The sequence below is a fragment of the Gracilimonas tropica DSM 19535 genome (assembly GCF_000375425.1).
GTDB classification, from domain to species: domain Bacteria; phylum Bacteroidota; class Rhodothermia; order Balneolales; family Balneolaceae; genus Gracilimonas; species Gracilimonas tropica.
The window spans coordinates 333,390-349,001 of the sequence record NZ_AQXG01000001.1 but is presented as its reverse complement, the minus strand read 5'-3'; the positions used below and the strand labels follow the sequence as shown (position 1 = coordinate 349,001).

23 protein-coding genes are annotated in these 15,612 nt (G+C 42.7%); 19 read left to right on the top strand and 4 right to left on the bottom strand.

The window, feature by feature from the left end; translation table 11 throughout:
* Positions 1–984, bottom strand: coding sequence for a GlxA family transcriptional regulator (locus B151_RS0101600; RefSeq protein WP_020401839.1), 984 nt, complete (start codon positions 982–984; stop codon positions 1–3).
* 170 nt (positions 985–1,154) lie between these two features.
* Here B151_RS0101600 and B151_RS0101595 point away from each other — a divergent pair, with 170 nt between their 5' ends.
* The 18 genes from B151_RS0101595 (at position 1,155) to B151_RS0101510 (ending at position 9,699) form a co-directional block, all read left to right on the top strand.
* On the top strand, positions 1,155–1,643 hold the full coding sequence (locus B151_RS0101595) for a DinB family protein (RefSeq protein ID WP_020401838.1): 489 nt from the start codon (positions 1,155–1,157) through the stop codon (positions 1,641–1,643).
* A 50-nt stretch (positions 1,644–1,693) separates the two neighbouring features.
* The gene (locus tag B151_RS0101590; protein WP_020401837.1) at positions 1,694–2,119 is read left to right on the top strand and encodes a VOC family protein; all 426 of its coding nucleotides are present in this window, start codon (positions 1,694–1,696) and stop codon (positions 2,117–2,119) included.
* Positions 2,120–2,125: 6 nt separating this feature from the next.
* On the top strand, positions 2,126–2,542 hold the full coding sequence (locus tag B151_RS0101585) for a VOC family protein (protein WP_020401836.1): 417 nt from the start codon (positions 2,126–2,128) through the stop codon (positions 2,540–2,542).
* A gap of 67 nt (positions 2,543–2,609) precedes the next feature.
* Positions 2,610–3,026 (top strand): VOC family protein, encoded by a 417-nt coding sequence (locus B151_RS0101580; RefSeq protein ID WP_020401835.1) that lies wholly within the window; start codon positions 2,610–2,612, stop codon positions 3,024–3,026.
* Between the two features lie 24 nt (positions 3,027–3,050).
* Positions 3,051–3,425, top strand: coding sequence for a VOC family protein (locus B151_RS0101575; RefSeq protein ID WP_020401834.1), 375 nt, complete (start codon positions 3,051–3,053; stop codon positions 3,423–3,425).
* Complete coding sequence (locus B151_RS0101570; protein ID WP_020401833.1) at positions 3,409–3,642, top strand: hypothetical protein; 234 nt, start codon at positions 3,409–3,411, stop codon at positions 3,640–3,642. The genes B151_RS0101575 and B151_RS0101570 overlap by 17 nt, the downstream gene beginning before the upstream one ends.
* Positions 3,643–3,722: 80 nt before the next feature.
* The gene (locus B151_RS0101565) at positions 3,723–4,295 is read left to right on the top strand and encodes a dihydrofolate reductase family protein (RefSeq protein ID WP_020401832.1); all 573 of its coding nucleotides are present in this window, start codon (positions 3,723–3,725) and stop codon (positions 4,293–4,295) included.
* A gap of 3 nt (positions 4,296–4,298) precedes the next feature.
* Positions 4,299–4,652, top strand: coding sequence for a nuclear transport factor 2 family protein (locus B151_RS0101560; RefSeq protein WP_020401831.1), 354 nt, complete (start codon positions 4,299–4,301; stop codon positions 4,650–4,652).
* 98 nt (positions 4,653–4,750) lie between these two features.
* Complete coding sequence (locus B151_RS0101555; protein WP_020401830.1) at positions 4,751–5,086, top strand: ArsR/SmtB family transcription factor; 336 nt, start codon at positions 4,751–4,753, stop codon at positions 5,084–5,086.
* A gap of 2 nt (positions 5,087–5,088) precedes the next feature.
* Positions 5,089–5,574: an SRPBCC domain-containing protein gene (locus tag B151_RS0101550; RefSeq protein WP_020401829.1), complete on the top strand. Its 486-nt coding sequence runs from the start codon at positions 5,089–5,091 to the stop codon at positions 5,572–5,574.
* 77 nt (positions 5,575–5,651) lie between these two features.
* Positions 5,652–6,047, top strand: coding sequence for a DoxX family protein (locus B151_RS0101545; RefSeq protein ID WP_020401828.1), 396 nt, complete (start codon positions 5,652–5,654; stop codon positions 6,045–6,047).
* Positions 6,048–6,165: 118 nt separating this feature from the next.
* The gene (locus tag B151_RS0101540; RefSeq protein ID WP_020401827.1) at positions 6,166–6,654 is read left to right on the top strand and encodes a VOC family protein; all 489 of its coding nucleotides are present in this window, start codon (positions 6,166–6,168) and stop codon (positions 6,652–6,654) included.
* A gap of 77 nt (positions 6,655–6,731) precedes the next feature.
* Positions 6,732–7,427 (top strand): dihydrofolate reductase family protein, encoded by a 696-nt coding sequence (locus tag B151_RS0101535; RefSeq protein WP_020401826.1) that lies wholly within the window; start codon positions 6,732–6,734, stop codon positions 7,425–7,427.
* 22 nt (positions 7,428–7,449) lie between these two features.
* Positions 7,450–7,911, top strand: coding sequence for an SRPBCC family protein (locus B151_RS0101530; RefSeq protein ID WP_020401825.1), 462 nt, complete (start codon positions 7,450–7,452; stop codon positions 7,909–7,911).
* Positions 7,912–7,925: 14 nt separating this feature from the next.
* A complete protein-coding gene (locus B151_RS0101525) occupies positions 7,926–8,342 on the top strand; it encodes an SRPBCC family protein (RefSeq protein ID WP_020401824.1) in 417 nt (138 codons plus the stop codon).
* 20 nt (positions 8,343–8,362) lie between these two features.
* Positions 8,363–8,785 (top strand): VOC family protein, encoded by a 423-nt coding sequence (locus B151_RS0101520; RefSeq protein WP_020401823.1) that lies wholly within the window; start codon positions 8,363–8,365, stop codon positions 8,783–8,785.
* A gap of 1 nt (position 8,786) precedes the next feature.
* The gene (locus tag B151_RS0101515) at positions 8,787–9,335 is read left to right on the top strand and encodes a dihydrofolate reductase family protein (protein WP_020401822.1); all 549 of its coding nucleotides are present in this window, start codon (positions 8,787–8,789) and stop codon (positions 9,333–9,335) included.
* A gap of 13 nt (positions 9,336–9,348) precedes the next feature.
* Positions 9,349–9,699 carry a DUF2200 domain-containing protein gene (locus tag B151_RS0101510; RefSeq protein ID WP_020401821.1) on the top strand — a complete coding sequence of 117 codons (351 nt, stop codon included), beginning with the start codon at positions 9,349–9,351 and terminating at the stop codon, positions 9,697–9,699.
* Between the two features lie 160 nt (positions 9,700–9,859).
* Here B151_RS0101510 and B151_RS19280 read toward each other — a convergent pair whose 3' ends face one another.
* From B151_RS19280 to B151_RS0101495, 3 genes are all read right to left on the bottom strand, one after another.
* Positions 9,860–11,614 carry a T9SS type A sorting domain-containing protein gene (locus B151_RS19280; protein ID WP_020401820.1) on the bottom strand — a complete coding sequence of 585 codons (1,755 nt, stop codon included), beginning with the start codon at positions 11,612–11,614 and terminating at the stop codon, positions 9,860–9,862.
* A 143-nt stretch (positions 11,615–11,757) separates the two neighbouring features.
* Positions 11,758–12,657 (bottom strand): GTP cyclohydrolase FolE2, encoded by a 900-nt coding sequence (folE2, locus tag B151_RS0101500; RefSeq protein WP_020401819.1) that lies wholly within the window; start codon positions 12,655–12,657, stop codon positions 11,758–11,760.
* A gap of 40 nt (positions 12,658–12,697) precedes the next feature.
* Complete coding sequence (locus B151_RS0101495) at positions 12,698–13,129, bottom strand: 6-pyruvoyl trahydropterin synthase family protein (protein WP_020401818.1); 432 nt, start codon at positions 13,127–13,129, stop codon at positions 12,698–12,700.
* A gap of 214 nt (positions 13,130–13,343) precedes the next feature.
* On the opposite strand from B151_RS0101495, the gene B151_RS0101490 reads away from it, so the two are divergent.
* Positions 13,344–15,611, top strand: coding sequence for a TonB-dependent receptor (locus B151_RS0101490; protein ID WP_026166414.1), 2,268 nt, complete (start codon positions 13,344–13,346; stop codon positions 15,609–15,611).
* Position 15,612: the final 1 nt, after the last annotated feature.

The following is a 15,612-nucleotide window of genomic DNA, read 5'->3' as shown; positions in this document are numbered from 1 at the left end:
TTAAACCGCTACGGCATCACGGTTGTATTTATCGCGATACTCATTGGGAGTTAATCCGGTTATTTTTCTGAAAAGATTCCGGAATGATTTAGTATCGGAATAACCAACTTCGTACATCACCTCGGTTACATTTTTACGAGTACGCTCGAGGTCTTTCTTTGCGGCCTCCACTTTTACCCGCTGAACGTATTCGGTAACGGTGTTGGAAGTGGCTTTTTTAAACCTTCGCTCCAGGGTACGCCGGCTTAATGCGAGCTTCTCAGCCAATTCATCCACCCTTATCATTTGCTCATAATTTTCTTCGATGTACTCCTGGGCAGAGATGATCTTCTCATCCCCATGGTCTTTTTGCCCCTCAAACATGATAAAAGGCGACTGACTCTCCCGGTCAATATCTATGGAAAAGGCTTTTGATATGTGGACAGCTACTTCCCTTCCCGCATTTTTCTCGATCAAATACATCAGTAAATTCAAAAAAGCGTATGCCCCACCACTGGTATAGATCCCATCTTCTTCCGTCAGGATCTTATCATCTACCAAATTAATATCAGGATACAGAGCCCTAAAACTGTTGGCATGCATCCAGTGTGTAGAACAATGCTTGCCGTCAAGTAATCCCGTTTCAGCCAGGAAAAATGCAGCCACACACATACTCGCCACTTCTGCCCCATTTTTGTATTGGTGCAGGATCCAGGGAATAAACTCCCGGTTATTCTCTTTCGCCGTAGGAACATCATCAAAAATAGCGGGAATAATGATCAGGTCGGTTTTCGCTATCTCTGAAATTACACGATCTGCTGTTACCGAAAACAACCTGGGTGATCTTTGAGATTCTTTTTCCAATCCTACCAGGTGAATATCGAATACCGGGTTTTGACCCATCTTCTGTAATACTTCGTTTACCATAGATAAGATCTGATGAGTGCCGCCTATATTGACGATACTGACATTTCCTTCCGGTATTAGAATAGATACATGCTTCATGGTGACTGATTTCTAGATTAATGAAATAGCTATGAATTTCCCTTAACATAGCTTTTGTAATTAACCAAAACTCTTTGTCGCATTCAACCCGTAAGAATGGCGTAAACACCACGGGCAGAGTTGGTTATCAGACATTATGTTGGAGTTCATTCAATGACAAAAAAATAACCATGAAAAATTTTCTACTCATCCAGTTTGACCTCCACCAGCGCCTGTTTAATAATGTATTAGATGATTTTACCGATGCAGAAACCAACGAACGCCCATATGGTGATACAAACGTCAACCACGTGAAATACCTGGCAGGACACTTGCTGAATTCCCAGTATGGGTTGATACAAATGGCCGGACTTGAACCTGATGTAAAATGGAAAAAGCTGTTTGCAGTGATGGGTGGGTCGGAAGCAAAGGATAAGTTTGACTATCCTTCCATAGAAGAGATCAAAAAGGAATGGAATCGCTGGCATGAGCCTGCTTTTCATGGATTGAAACAGCTTTCTGATCAGGAACTTGAGCAATCTCCCCTGCCTCCTTTTGATAAAGTAGCAACAACCAATGGTGAACTTTGGGCTTTTATTAATCACCATCAGGCGTACCATATCGGTCAGATCAGTATTTTGAGAAAAGCATTTGGGAAAGAAGCCATGAGTTATGAGTGAATCATCCTGCTTGCATACAGTTCTTCAACATTTAATTTAATAATCCACCTATGAGTTCATCAACTTCAAAATATATACAAGATCGTCAGGTTTGGGCGAATATCCCGGTTAAAAATGTGGAAAAGATCAGAGACTTTTACACAAGGCTGGGGTTCAAAGCGAATGGCAGTAATGAAAGTAGTGAGTTAGCCAGTTTCTTGGTTGGAAGAGATGATTTTGTGATACATTTTTTCCAGGAAGAAGTATTTAAACAAAACATGAGCTGGAAAAGTGCTGACCTCGGAAAAGGACATGAGATCATGTTCACTATTGGAGCAAATAGCCGGGATGAAGTTCACTCATGGGCAAAAATGGTTTTGGATGCCGGAGGATCATTGTTTTCTGAACCTGCGGAAATGGCTGATAATGGATGGTACGGATGCGGTTTTGCCGATCCTGAAGGCCATAAATGGAATGTATTTTATAACGGAAAATAATCAACTATGAGATCTGTAAACCCTTACCTCAATTTTAATGGCAACACCGAAAAAGCCTTCAAATTCTATCAATCCATATTTGGCGGTGAACTGGACATCAGTCGCTACAAAGACCTTGATGACAACATGGGCGCTACTGGAGATGCTCTTAACCTGGTTGCCAATGCAGCCTTACCCATAGGAGCGAATACCACACTTTTTGGTTCCGACATTCTTGAATCTATTGGCCAAACGTTGAATGCCGGAAATGACTTCTATATCAATCTTCAAACAGAGAGTTTGGAAGAAACCGAGCAGTTGTTCCAAAAATTAGCCGAAGACGGTGAAGTGCAGATGCCATTGGGACATACCGGCTGGGCGGAACAATTTGGGATGGTTAGAGACAAGTTTGGTATCCGATGGATGGTGTATTACACCGGCTGATCTATTTCCGGTCATCACTTAAGTCTGCCTATGAGCAAAACTAATAACTAAATAAAAGACAAGAATCATGACTAAAGAACTATGGATCAATTTACCTGTGAAGGATATAGCTGCATCACGGGAATTCTATAAACAGCTCGGATTTAAACTCAATCCTAATCACCCCGAAAACGATCGAATGGCTGCCTTTTTAGTAGGTGAGAAAGAGATCGGACTCATGCTGTTTTCTCAGCAACAATTCAAACAGTTCACCGATCATGCCATTCCTGATCCTGAAGACGGAACCTCTACCCTTTTTTCCTTTGATGCCGAAAGCCCGGATGAGGTAAACAAACTGGCAGATAAAGTTAGGAAAGCCGGGGGCAAGATCTTTGGTGAACCCGGTGAAAAAGACGGCTGGATGTACGGCTGTGGTTTTTCTGACCCCGACGGACACCGGTGGAGTATCCTCTACATGGATATGGAAAAAATGCCAAAACAGTAAAATTTCAATTCAAAATTCAGCTTCATGGCACATTTATACTTCGAAATTCAGGCAGATGATATGGAACGGGCTACAAAGTTCTATTCCAATGTTTTTGGTTGGACCTTTAAGGATAATCCTCATGCGCCCGTGGAATACCGAACCATCGAAGCCGGCGGAAACCGGGGCGGTATGCTCCAAAGGCCGGCAGACACTCCCCCTCCGGAGTGTGGAACCAATGCGTACGTTTGCTCTGTGGAGGTGAATGATTTTGATGCTACCGCCAGGTCTATAAAAGAACAAGGAGGTAAGGTAGCAATGCCTAAGTTTCCGGTTCCCAAAACTTGCTGGCAAGGCTATTTCCTGGATACGGAGGGAAATACCTTTGGAATTTTTGAAGTGGATGAAGAGGCCGGATAAGATGGTGGAGGTTTACAAAACTGACATTGAAAATACCGCTCTTGCAAAAAAGATAGTGACTGAGATCAGACAATTTTTACCGGACAGTAAACCCAGTTTTGATCTTGAGGATTGTGATAACGTCCTTCGGATAGAACATACCTATGAAGCTATCATGGAACAAGATATTCGGGAAATTCTGAATAAATACGGACATTCTATGGAAATCCTTCCCTGATTCATTTTTTCAATGAATTCCATCACATTTCGCCCGGCTACCATGAAAATCCTGAACATTTTGACAACAGAGGTTGAATTATGAGAAAAATAATTTACGCTAATAACGTATCCCTGGACGGCTTCATTGAAGATCAAAATGGAAAGATCGATTGGACCGCCCCTTCTGAAGCGCTGCACGTACATTTCAATGACCGGGAAAAAGATATTGATACTCATCTTTACGGACGCAAAGTCTATGAGATTATGAAGTTTTGGGAACATGCAGATCAGGACTCAAGCCTTCCACACTATATGCACGAATACTCTCGTATCTGGCAACAACAGAAAAAAATAGTGTTCTCTACTACGCTTAAGTCCGTAGATAATGGTTACGAGCTTAAGCACTCTGTAGATCCGGAAGAGATCAATGCATGGAAGCGAACTTCGGGAAAAAACATGTTTGTTGGAGGAGCATCTCTGGCTGCTTCATTTTTAAAAAATCGTCTTCTCGATGAAATACACCTTTATGTGATCCCGATCTTTTTGGGAGGTGGAAAACCGATGTTTCCATCTGGAGAAGAACAACAACTCAAGCTGATCGAGACCAAAAAATTCCCTGAAAATGTGGTCATGTTAAAATACCAATTGAAATTTCAAACAGAAGCGGATTAAGCTATGAAAACCAAAAATCAGGAACTCCTTGAGAAACTGAACAGAGCATTTGCGGACAACGATGCCGACTTCATAATACAGCAGGTTACTGACAACATCATATGGACTGCCGTAGGTGATTTTACCATTGAGGGAAAACAAGCCTTTTCAAAAAAGATCAAAGAAATGGTTACGGGAGACCCCTACCAACTGGATATTCAGACAATCATCACACACGGAAAAAATGCAGCCGTTAACGGGATCATGAAATCCACAAAGGGCAAGCAATATGCTTTCTGTGATGTGTATAAATTCAGTGGATTCAAAGATCCTAAGATCAGTGAAATGACCTCCTATGTTGTAGAGGTAAAAGAATAAGCCGACAATAATTAAAAAAATAAATTTAGTTGACAGAGATTTTTCTCTGCATTATTTTACCAATCAGTTAATTAACCTAATAGTTAAATAAAGATTATATGCCAGCAGATCAACTCAGTTCAACTTTTCATGCACTTGCAGATCCAACCCGAAGAGCGATCCTTTCCAGCTTAACGACAGGAGAAAAGACCGTTTCGGATTTGGCTGAACCGTTTGACATGAGCATGCCAGCCATCACCAAACACCTGAAAGTGTTGGAGAAGGCCAAGCTGATTGAACGAAGTAAACAGGCTCAATACCGCCCCTGTCGGCTTCATCCCGAACCCCTTAAAGACATTGATGAGTGGATGGAGCAATACCGAAAATTCTTCGAGGCAAGCTTTAATCGATTGGATGATTACCTGAAAGAAATTCAAACCAAAAAGGAGGAATAATTATGAAAACACAAGTGACCAAAGAAGACAAAAAGCTGATCCTAACCCGGGAATTTGACGCCCCGCCTGAACTCATGTTCAAAGTTTGGAGCGATTGTAAGCATCTGAAACACTGGTGGGGACCGAAGGAATGGCCCATGAAAGAGTGCGAAATGGATTTCCGGGAAGGCGGAGAATGGCATTACTGTCTGCGCGGACCAAAACAGGAAGATGTGTCGTGGGGATTGGCCAAATACAAATCCATTACCAAACCAAAAAAAATATTGTATATGGATTACTTCTCGGATGAAGATCGAAACATCAATCAGGAAATGCCCGGTATGGAAATTCTGGTTGAGTTCAAACCCCATAACGGTAAAACCCTGCAAGTCAACACAACCACTTTCAGCAGTAATGAGGAACGGGACAAGATCCATGATATGGGAGTGGCGCAAGGCATGGAAAGCTCTTCCCTCCGACTGGACGAATATCTAAAGGAAGTTCAATAGCAGTAATTAAAATCGTTACTCAAATCCTGACAGATTTAAAAAACTCAATCACCATAAAACCAGCTCTTCTGATCATTATGAAAAAAATTATACGAAATATCGTCAGTCTGCTTGCAGGCTTGATGTTTGTTAATGCCGGGTTAAATAAAATATTCAATTATATCCCCGTGCCCAATGATTTACCGGAGCAACTGGTACAAATGGATACAGCTATGGCTGAAATTGGTTGGTTACTACCCCTTACAGCTATTGCAGAAATAATCGGAGGGATTTTGTTTATCGTCCCCCGATTCAGGGCTTTGGGAGCCATCATCCTTTTTCCGGTCATGCTGGGAATAATGATCATTCACCTTACCGTAGCTCCAAGTGGTTTAGCCATCGCAACTGCAGTATTCCTGATTTTGCTATGGGGTATGTATGAGAACCGGGATAAATACCTGTATTTGATAAAAGTGGATTATCAAAAAAGTTAAATAGAATAATTAATCAACTGCACAATCTTCGTATTAGACCCTATTGTTTGTTATTAACGCAAACTTCAAATGTCGGAGAATACATCTAAGCTAAATATTCATTTCAATCTATAATCCTATGAAAATGCAAAAAATAATCACCCACCTTTGGTTCGATGACCGGGCTGAGGAAGCCGCTGAATTTTATGTCTCGGTCTTTGGGGAAGAGTCCTCCATTACCAACAAAACGTTCTATCTCGATGAAGGAAAAGAAATACATGGTCGTGAGGCAGGAAGCGTGATGACTGTCGATTTTCAACTTCGGGGGCAATCGTTTACAGCCTTAAATGGCGGGCCTCATTTTCAGTTCAGTGAAGCCATTTCCCTGCTGATCACCTGCGAAGATCAGGAAGAGATCGACTACTTTTGGAACAAACTCTCCGCCGACCCACAAGCCGAACAGTGTGGCTGGCTGAAGGATAAATTCGGAGTTTCCTGGCAAGTGGTACCCCAAGGAATGAACGAAATGCTGAATGGAGATCCCGAAAATGCCAAACGGGCTATGCGGGCCATGCTTCAGATGAAGAAGCTGGATATTCAAAAATTACAGGATGCCTTTAAAGGCTGAATTATCCTGAAATAAACATCTTTCAGTAGCTAATACGCAAAATGAACAGTAATCTTTAATTAAAAAAAATAAGCAAGATGAGTAAAGTCAGAGTAGAAAGTTTCTCCATTTCCCTGGATGGATTTGGTGCCGGTCCTGATCAGGATATGGCTCACCCGCTGGGAGTAGGTGGCGAAGATCTGCATCAGTGGTTCACTCCTACCAAAACCTTTCAAACCATGCATAGTGAAATGATGGGTGATGACAACAAAGACGGCAGTACCGGAATTGATAATGATTTCGCGGCCAGAGGTTTTGAAAACATCGGTGCCTGGATAATGGGACGAAATATGTTTGGCCCGGTTCGCGGTCCCTGGAATGATTCAGACTGGGAAGGCTGGTGGGGTAAAAATCCTCCTTACCATGTCCCGGTTTTTGTGCTCACTCATCACGAGCATCCTCCCATTGAAATGGAAGGTGGTACTACATTTTACTTTGTTATGGAAGGCATTCACAAAGCACTTGAGCTCGCACGCGATGCAGCCAAAGGAAAAGACATTCGCATAGGCGGTGGCCCTGACACCATCCGCCAATACCTAAAAGCCGGCCTGATTGATGAGTTACATATCGCCATTTCTCCTATAATCCTTGGAAGTGGCGAACCATTGTTTGAAGGTGTAGATCTAAAGAAAAATGGATATAAGTGTGTGAAGTCTGAAGCTTCAAAAAAAGCGACTCATGTTATCTTAAAGAAACAAAAACAAAGAACCGACCTTTATCGGAAACCTTGCTAATAATTAAAAACTATACGATCCTATGAACAATCGAACCATACATGTTTCCAGGGAATTTGATGCTCCCCGCGAACTCGTTTTTGAAGCCTTCAGTCAACCCGAACACATCGGTAAATGGTGGGGGCCTAATGGATTTTCAACCACTACCAAGAGTATGAATTTTGAAGTCGGCGGTGAATGGATCTTTACCATGCACGGTCCGGATGGCACTGATTATCCGAACCGCGTGGTTTATACCGAGATCAAAAAACCCGAACTGCTGAAGTATGATCATTTTGCCGATAATGCGGATGAAGGAAATGAACCACATTTCAAACAAACCATCACCTTTAAAGAAAATGGCGGAAAAACCACCGTTGAATTGAATATGCTGTTCCCATCAGCAGATCAGAAAAAAGAAGCTTCGAAATTCGGAGCCGTGGAAGGGGGACATCAGACACTTACACGACTTGCGGAATTTCTGGAAAAACAGAAACACAAATAACTCCCCTTACAAATATGGAACCTACTCGAATAACCATCTCTGCGAACATAGCAGCAACCATTGAACAAGTATGGGATTACTGGACCCTGCCTGAACACATCACAAAATGGAATTTTGCTTCCGATGACTGGCATTGTCCTGATGCACAAAACGATTTAAGGGAAGGCGGACGATACCGGGCCCGAATGGAAGCCAAAGACGGAAGTTTTGGATTTGATTTTGAAGCTGTTTATGATGAGATCATCCCAAAACAAAGGATCGTATATACCATAGAAGACGGCCGAAGTGTACGCACAGAGTTTGGGGATCTGGATGGAACAACAAAAGTAACCACCATATTCGAGGCCGAAACCGAGAATCCTGTTGATATGCAGCGGGAAGGTTGGCAGGCCATTCTAAACAACTTTAAGAATTATACAGAAACAAACTGATCACGCTTAACCCCGGACTTATGCCAACTATCAATCCTTATCTCAACTTCCAGGGAAACACAGAAGAAGCTTTCAATTTTTACCGATCAATATTTGGAGGCGATTTTATTGGAGGTATTTCCCGCTTCAAAGATACTCCCGAAGGCAAGCAACTTCCCAAAAACGAGCAAGACAAAGTGATGCATGTAGCCCTCCCCTTTGGCAATAATATGATCATGGCTACGGATGCGCTCGAATCCATGGATCAAAAAGTGAATCCAGGTAACAATGTATATCTCTGTATTTCAGCAGATAGCAAAGAGCAAGCGGACGATTTCTACAATGGCCTTTCTGCCGGCGGAGAAGTCGAAATGGAAATGCAGGATATGTTTTGGGGTGATTATTTTGGTATGCTTAAAGACAAATTCGGTATCAAATGGATGATCACCTTCAATCCGAATTAAAATGACTAAAATATCAGTATTTATAGCTACCAGCGTGGATGGCTTCATTGCCCGCAAAAACGGTGATATCGAATGGCTGCACAATAGCGGACATTGTGAAGTTGACAAGGATGAAGACTTCGGCTATCAGGTGTTCTTCAGTACAGTAGATGCGCTGGTCATGGGACGCCATTCTTTTGAAAAAGTGCTTTCATTCGATGGAGCTTGGTTCTATGGAGAGAAACCCGTTTATGTATTGACCAACCGGGGCGTTAAGATTCCGCCCCATCTAAAAGAAACCGTCTCTACCCTGTCCGGTTCACCCCGGGAAATAACTCAAAAAATGGAAAAACTGGGACATCATCACATCTACCTTGATGGCGGGGTGACTATTCAGAAATTCCTTGCAGCGGGACTTGTTGATGAATTGATCATCACAAAAATTCCGGTTTTACTTGGTTCCGGTATCCCTCTTTTTGGGCCACTTTCAAAAGATATCAAATTGCAGCATATTGATACGCAAGCCTTTAAAAACGGCTTTGTTCAAAGTCACTATAAGCTTATAAAGTAACGGTGAGTTGAAGATGACTAAACATCGTATCTATACTACAAGTTTTGCCAGTGTGTACTCGCATTATGTGGCTAAGGCGGAAAGGAAAGAACGTACCAAAGCCGAAGTAGATGAAATTATCCGGTGGCTGACCGGATATTCCCAAAAAGAGCTGGAAGGCATTCTGGAGGATAAAACAGATTTCGAGACATTCTTTGCTGAGGCTCCCGGGTTAAATCCTTCTCGCAGCTTAATCAAAGGGGTGATCTGCGGTATTCGGGTTGAAGATATGGAAGAATCGACGATGAAGGAAATCCGCTATCTGGACAAACTGATAGATGAATTGGCACGAGGAAAAGCGATGGAGAAGATCTTAAGGAAATAATGATTTTAAGTAACTCACCCCCCAACCAAACTATTAATTGAACATTCAACAGGAAACTTAACACAAAAAAAAACTCGCTCCGATTAAGTGAATCAGAGCGAGTTTTTTAGTTTGAAAGATCACTATAAAAGCATCGGTTTAATAGCTGATAGCTGAACCTCTATTTAACCAACATCATTTTTCGGGTGAGTTGTTGTCCGGCTGCCGTTCGCAGCTGATAAATATACAACCCACTGGCAAGATCTCCCGCTTCAAAAGTAACATCATAGCTTCCGGCAGCTTTTCGTTCGCTGTTTACCAGAGTTGCCACTTCGCGCCCAAGCATATCATAAATCTGAAGGGTTACCGTGCTGTTTTCAGCCAACTGATAGCTGATCACGGTGCTTGGGTTGAATGGATTAGGATAGTTTTGATCGAGCGAAAAATTTACGGGTTGATTCACGATCTCTTCATTGCTCACCAGGGTCTCAAATTGGAAACGGGTCCATATCGGATAATGGTCTGATGTAGAACTCAAATAACTTCCAATATATGTTGTATTCTCCACACGCTCGGTTCCTGTAATATATTCGTCATACAACTCAGATGTTATTGTGATATGATCTATAAAGGAGCCGGAAGCCTGAGATTCGAAACTTCTTTCTTCAAGGCTTTGGGTGATCACTTTATAATCCGGGGCATCCACAAAATTATCATAAGGTGAATTTTCTCCGGATGTGATCGAAGAAGTAACACGGTCGTTATAATCTCCAAGTAGGATCACATTATCGCTGGCATGTACATTATCAAGATAAAGCTTCAGTTCCCGGGAGGCATTTTCTCTTTGGTTGTAAGAGTCTGCATCATCAAAAGCCTTAGCGTGAATGTTGAAGGCATCGATCTCTCGTGTTTTCCCGTTTATCGTAACATTGAATCTAAAGTGCAAAGGATACCTGCCATTCGCCCAATACGATTGCGTCATATTATCCGTAACAAGCTCAGAATCCAATGAATCGACCACAGCCCTTTTAAACAGGTAAGCTGTCTTCTGAGTCTGGGAAAAATCAGCAATGATGCCGCCATAAGCATCCAGTGAGTCCACCAATCGGGCAAATACTACCGTATTCGAGACTTCTTGAAATGCGTATAGATCTGCATCTACATTTTCTACTACCGTCATGATATTCCGGAATTGTTCTTCTTCATCGGAAGGTCCAAATTCTGTGCTTCCAAACCATTCAACATTCCAGGTTGCCACTTCAAACGTATTTTCTTTGGAAACCTCTTCTCCGGGATACTCAAAAGGTTCAGCATCCAGGTCTTCAGTATCACGCGGCAAAAGCTGGAATGTATCCCGAAAACGCCCCACCACTCCCACAATAGTGGATACTCCCTCCGGTGCTTCCGCTCCAACCAGGTCAGTGTACCGGTCTATGCGAAGTTCACCGGTTCCGGTATTATCGGTTATCTCATAATTGGTGTTACCCTGAAAGGCCCCGCCATGATTGATATCCACATTCATGGAAACAAGCTGACTTTCAAACTCGCCTGAGTTCATTTGTTGAACCGTAATTTCCACGGGTTTTACTTCTTTATTTGCTTCCGGAAAAAATTCGTAAGAGGTTGCATCCACTACCTGAAGCAAGTCGTTGAAAAAACCAATATTTCCGGTTACCACGATAGAATCACCGCGTTGTACATTAAGCGTAAAATCCTCACGCATATTTGTATAATCGAACCACGCGATGCCCCCCGACTCATCCTGAAAATAGACCGGCCCAGAGAATTCATCCGTTACAGTGACATGACCTGCTACCGTCACTTCTGTGCCTTCAGAAAGTTGCCGGGCTTCAGAGATCGGAATAGGATCCTGAAAAGCAAACAGGCTTGAGGTTGTCAGAATAAAGAGAGCTAAAACAGAGGTTAACTTTTGCATAAAACTATGTTGATGAATCTTTGACATTGCTTAAAGTTAGGGCTTTTAAAAACGCGGTGCGTACCTAAATTCATATTTAATTAAAAAGAAAAAGCCCTGTATGAATCCATACAGGGCTTTCGTAAAAGGGTTGCCTGATTTTGTTATCTCAAGCCATTCGGCAAACCTTTGCAGATTCTGCTTACGGCATCATGGCTGTGTAAGCTTTCCATGTGTACACAACGTACCACAAAATCATGGATGCTGTTGTAACTGTCCAATTCATCATAAAGTAAACGCGCGGCATCTTCCACAAATTTCTGATACGCGCCATTCATTTCAGCAAAAGCCTGTTCATCCTCGCGTTTTACCATCACTTGTGTTTCGGTTTTTAGGGCATTTCGACAGATCTGAACCAGGTCTTCCACAAAAAATTCATCTTTCAGTGAAACCGTAACATTTGCTACGCTTCGCTGACTGTGTGGGATTCCGGCCACATCACGCGTCTCGCGGGCATGTTCCGATAATTCAAAGCTGCACGGACAAGCACTGCTGTATTCAAAATCGAGGTGCATGTGTTTCTGAAAGCGGTCATAATTATCGAGCCGGCCTTCCAGTTGCACACGGTAATATTGATATCCTTTCAGATCTGACCGGAGACTGTCCATCATCATGGGATAATTGAATGAGATCCTTAAGAACGATTCCTGACTCTCCAGCTCTTCCTTGTACGCATGCAGTATTTCTTCCAATCGATCCAGGTGGAATACCTTATCCTGAAATTTATAAAAAGTGCGCATGATCCGGCTCATATTGATCCCCTTTTTATCCATTTCCAGGCTTACGTAACCGTCAACGGAAGCTTCAAGGGTAATAGGTTCCCCTTCCCTTCTTCGGAATTTCAGCGGTAATCTGAAGTTAGAGATACCCACTTGCTGAATAGGCACATTTGCACCTTCGATGAGCGAGGCCGGGCCATTCTGCAGATCCGGTAAGGAATCTTTGTATTCGTCGGTTACCGTAAAGGTTGGGTCATAAAAACGTTGTATTTCATTTGTGATCATAGTTCTTCTCTTACTGATAGTGGTCTTAACAAATAGTCTTTTAAATTCCACGATAAGGACAATACTCGGCAATATTTCGTTCCGTCTCGAACAATTTCACTTTGTACAATTTACCGCCATTGGTACATGCTTTTTCAACATCTGGCCGCAGCTGATCAAAAAATGCGCGGACCATGTTTTCGGTAGTTGGGATCATCCCTTTCAGAAAAGGAACATCCAGGTTCAGATTCCTGTGATCACATGGATCCAGTATTTTTTCTTTTATGATCGATTTGAGTTTCCCAAGGTCAATAACGTATCCTGTTTCTGGATCCGGCTCCCCTGCAACCGTTACTTCGATCACATAATTATGTCCGTGCCAGTTGGGGTAGTTACATTTGCCAAAGGTTTCTTGATTCCATTCATCGCTTTTATCGGGATTATGCAAACGATGGGCTGCATTAAAGTGAGAACGTCGGGTTACGAAGATCAATTTTTTAAAATTAGGTTTGAATTATTTCCAAGACGTAACAGATAGAATCCCCAAACAGTTCTGAAAAAGCAAATAATTCGACTTTAATTTTGTTTAAAATGAACCCTTTCATAAAAATTCGGATTCATAACGGCAACATAGTAGTTTTTAGCAACTTTATGATTTTATATTCGTCAACACAGCCCAAATTAATTTTTATGACTATTCCATCTTCATGCATCGCTTAATATCACTACTTCTAACAGGGCTTTTACTCACTTCTTTACCTGCTTTTGCACAATCCTCAGCATCCATAAATGGGTATGTGTCGGATCAAGAAACCGGTGAAACGCTTATAAGCGCCAATGTGGGATTGCTCAACACCAACAAAGGAACAGCCACGAATACCTTAGGCTATTTTTCGCTCACCGATATTGAACCCGGCACCTACATTTTGTTTTGCAGTTATGTGGGATATCAGGCCTTTCGGCAAGAAATCACCCTTGAAAGCGGACAAAACCTGCGTTTTGATATCGAACTGATTCCCGAAAGCCTGGAGCTGGAAGAGATCACGGTTCGGTCTCAGCGGGAAGAGGAAGAGCAAAAGAATATCGGACGCGTTCAGGTACAAACGGAACTGATCAAAGACCTTCCTTCTGTTTTTGAAGCAGATGTTTTTCGTTCCATCCAGCAACTGCCGGGCGTTAAAGCAGCTTCGGATTTTTCCAGTGGATTGTATATTCGTGGAGGAAGTCCCGACCAAACGCTGATCTTGCTAGACAGAACTACGGTGTACAATCCCAGCCATTTTTTCGGATTTTTCTCCACTTTTAACCCGGATGCGATCAAGGATGTACGCCTCTATAAAGGCGGCTATCCTGCAGAATATGGTGGGCGGTTAGGTTCGGTACTTACGATCTATAATAAAGATGGAAACAGGAATGAGACTTCAGGTTCTGTAACGGCAGGCATGCTGGCTTCACGGGCATCTATCGAAGGCCCATACAGCAAAGGCTCCTGGATGTTTGCAGCCCGCCGTTCAACCCTTGAACCCTTACTGGCCGCATTACGACAGACCATTGACGGCGTTCCTTCCAAATTCTACTTCTATGATTTTAATGGTAAAGTGAATTTCGATGCTTCTGCCAATGATAAATTATCCCTTGCTTTCTATGCAGGACAAGACCGGGTAAGCTTTCCTTTTGCCGATGATGCTGAGTTCGAGCTCGATTACGGAAATCAAACACTCAGCGGAAACTGGACTCATATCTTCAATGAAAAGTTATTTGCCAATTTTGTGGCCACCGGATCCAGGTATTTCAATTTCCCTAAATTTGAGCTTGGAGGAACGCCCTTCACCCGCTCCAATAATATTTTCGACTTTTCTTTTAAAGGCGACCTGGAATACCAACCTGCTTCCGGGCATCTGATCAAAACCGGGGTTTGGGGAGGCATTTTCACCTTTAAGCTGCAAGATACTTTTGATGGTTCCGACACTTTTTCAAGCCGTATTCAAAATCAATATGCTTCCATCTACCTTCAAGACGAATGGCGGCCTGATGAACGCTGGATATTTACTCCCGGCCTTCGCCTCAATTATTTTTCAGATGGAGATTATTTCCGGCTTGAACCGAGGATCTCGCTGGAACATCGGCCATCTGACCGGCTTCGGTTACAAGCCGCTTATGGAAGATATAATCAGTTTCTAACACTGATCTCAAACGAAGCCTTTTCCGGTTTTGATGTATGGATCACATCGGCCGATGGAGTACCTCCGGCCTATGGAGATCAATTCATTTTAGGAGCCAAGACCATTCCTTTTGAAAATTACGGCTTCGACCTTGAAGTGTACTACCGTAGCATGGAAGACTTGTTTGAACTGGATCCATTTTTACAAGATGTTGCAGGACTTCCGTATCCCGAGATTTTTCGCTTTGGCGATGGACATGCTTATGGCATTGAAGCTTTTTTTGAGAAAAGAGCCGGGCGCTTTACAGGTTTTATAGGATATACACTGAGTTATACCTGGCGTAAATTTCCGGGATACAATGCCGGTATCTTCGATGATCCGTCGGAGGCACGATATTACCCTCCAAAATACGATCGCCGGCACGACATCAACCTGGTTGCAAATTACCAACTTTCTGAACGATGGAAATTCACGGGGAGCTTTAATTTTGCCACCGGCCAGGCCTATACTGAGGTTCTTGGGCGTTATACACAGTTTGATCTTCCCTGGACCAACGACCAACCAAAAGTATTCACAGTTGGCAAAGTCAATGCCTCACGATTGCCTAATTACCACCGGATGGATATTTCATTTTCACGCAGTGGTTCTTTTTTCAACCTGGGAGAATCTGAGTTGCAATTACAGGTGATTAATGTCTACAGCCGCCGGAATATCTGGTTCTACAACTACGACTTTGATGAAAACCCGGTTCAAGCCAATGCCGTAAGCTTGTTACCCATTTTACCCGCAGTTTCATACACCGTAACTTTTTAAT

Bases quoted from the DNA above. Each gene is read 5' to 3' on its own strand.
- B151_RS0101565 (WP_020401832.1), top strand. From the start codon at position 3,723: ATGAGAAAAATAATTTACGCTAATAACGTATCCCTGGACGGCTTCATT.
- B151_RS0101520 (WP_020401823.1), top strand. From the start codon at position 8,363: ATGCCAACTATCAATCCTTATCTCAACTTCCAGGGAAACACAGAAGAA.
- B151_RS0101535 (WP_020401826.1), top strand. From the start codon at position 6,732: ATGAGTAAAGTCAGAGTAGAAAGTTTCTCCATTTCCCTGGATGGATTT.
- B151_RS0101525 (WP_020401824.1), top strand. From the start codon at position 7,926: ATGGAACCTACTCGAATAACCATCTCTGCGAACATAGCAGCAACCATT.
- B151_RS0101490 (WP_026166414.1), top strand. From the start codon at position 13,344: ATGCATCGCTTAATATCACTACTTCTAACAGGGCTTTTACTCACTTCT.
- B151_RS0101595 (WP_020401838.1), top strand. From the start codon at position 1,155: ATGAAAAATTTTCTACTCATCCAGTTTGACCTCCACCAGCGCCTGTTT.
- B151_RS0101560 (WP_020401831.1), top strand. From the start codon at position 4,299: ATGAAAACCAAAAATCAGGAACTCCTTGAGAAACTGAACAGAGCATTT.
- B151_RS0101555 (WP_020401830.1), top strand. From the start codon at position 4,751: ATGCCAGCAGATCAACTCAGTTCAACTTTTCATGCACTTGCAGATCCA.
- B151_RS0101530 (WP_020401825.1), top strand. From the start codon at position 7,450: ATGAACAATCGAACCATACATGTTTCCAGGGAATTTGATGCTCCCCGC.
- B151_RS0101600 (WP_020401839.1), bottom strand. From the start codon at position 984: ATGAAGCATGTATCTATTCTAATACCGGAAGGAAATGTCAGTATCGTC.
- B151_RS0101510 (WP_020401821.1), top strand. From the start codon at position 9,349: ATGACTAAACATCGTATCTATACTACAAGTTTTGCCAGTGTGTACTCG.
- B151_RS0101580 (WP_020401835.1), top strand. From the start codon at position 2,610: ATGACTAAAGAACTATGGATCAATTTACCTGTGAAGGATATAGCTGCA.
- B151_RS0101590 (WP_020401837.1), top strand. From the start codon at position 1,694: ATGAGTTCATCAACTTCAAAATATATACAAGATCGTCAGGTTTGGGCG.
- B151_RS19280 (WP_020401820.1), bottom strand. From the start codon at position 11,614: ATGCAAAAGTTAACCTCTGTTTTAGCTCTCTTTATTCTGACAACCTCA.
- B151_RS0101575 (WP_020401834.1), top strand. From the start codon at position 3,051: ATGGCACATTTATACTTCGAAATTCAGGCAGATGATATGGAACGGGCT.
- B151_RS0101570 (WP_020401833.1), top strand. From the start codon at position 3,409: ATGAAGAGGCCGGATAAGATGGTGGAGGTTTACAAAACTGACATTGAA.
- B151_RS0101545 (WP_020401828.1), top strand. From the start codon at position 5,652: ATGAAAAAAATTATACGAAATATCGTCAGTCTGCTTGCAGGCTTGATG.
- B151_RS0101540 (WP_020401827.1), top strand. From the start codon at position 6,166: ATGAAAATGCAAAAAATAATCACCCACCTTTGGTTCGATGACCGGGCT.
- folE2 (WP_020401819.1), bottom strand. From the start codon at position 12,657: ATGATCACAAATGAAATACAACGTTTTTATGACCCAACCTTTACGGTA.
- B151_RS0101550 (WP_020401829.1), top strand. From the start codon at position 5,089: ATGAAAACACAAGTGACCAAAGAAGACAAAAAGCTGATCCTAACCCGG.
- B151_RS0101515 (WP_020401822.1), top strand. From the start codon at position 8,787: ATGACTAAAATATCAGTATTTATAGCTACCAGCGTGGATGGCTTCATT.
- B151_RS0101585 (WP_020401836.1), top strand. From the start codon at position 2,126: ATGAGATCTGTAAACCCTTACCTCAATTTTAATGGCAACACCGAAAAA.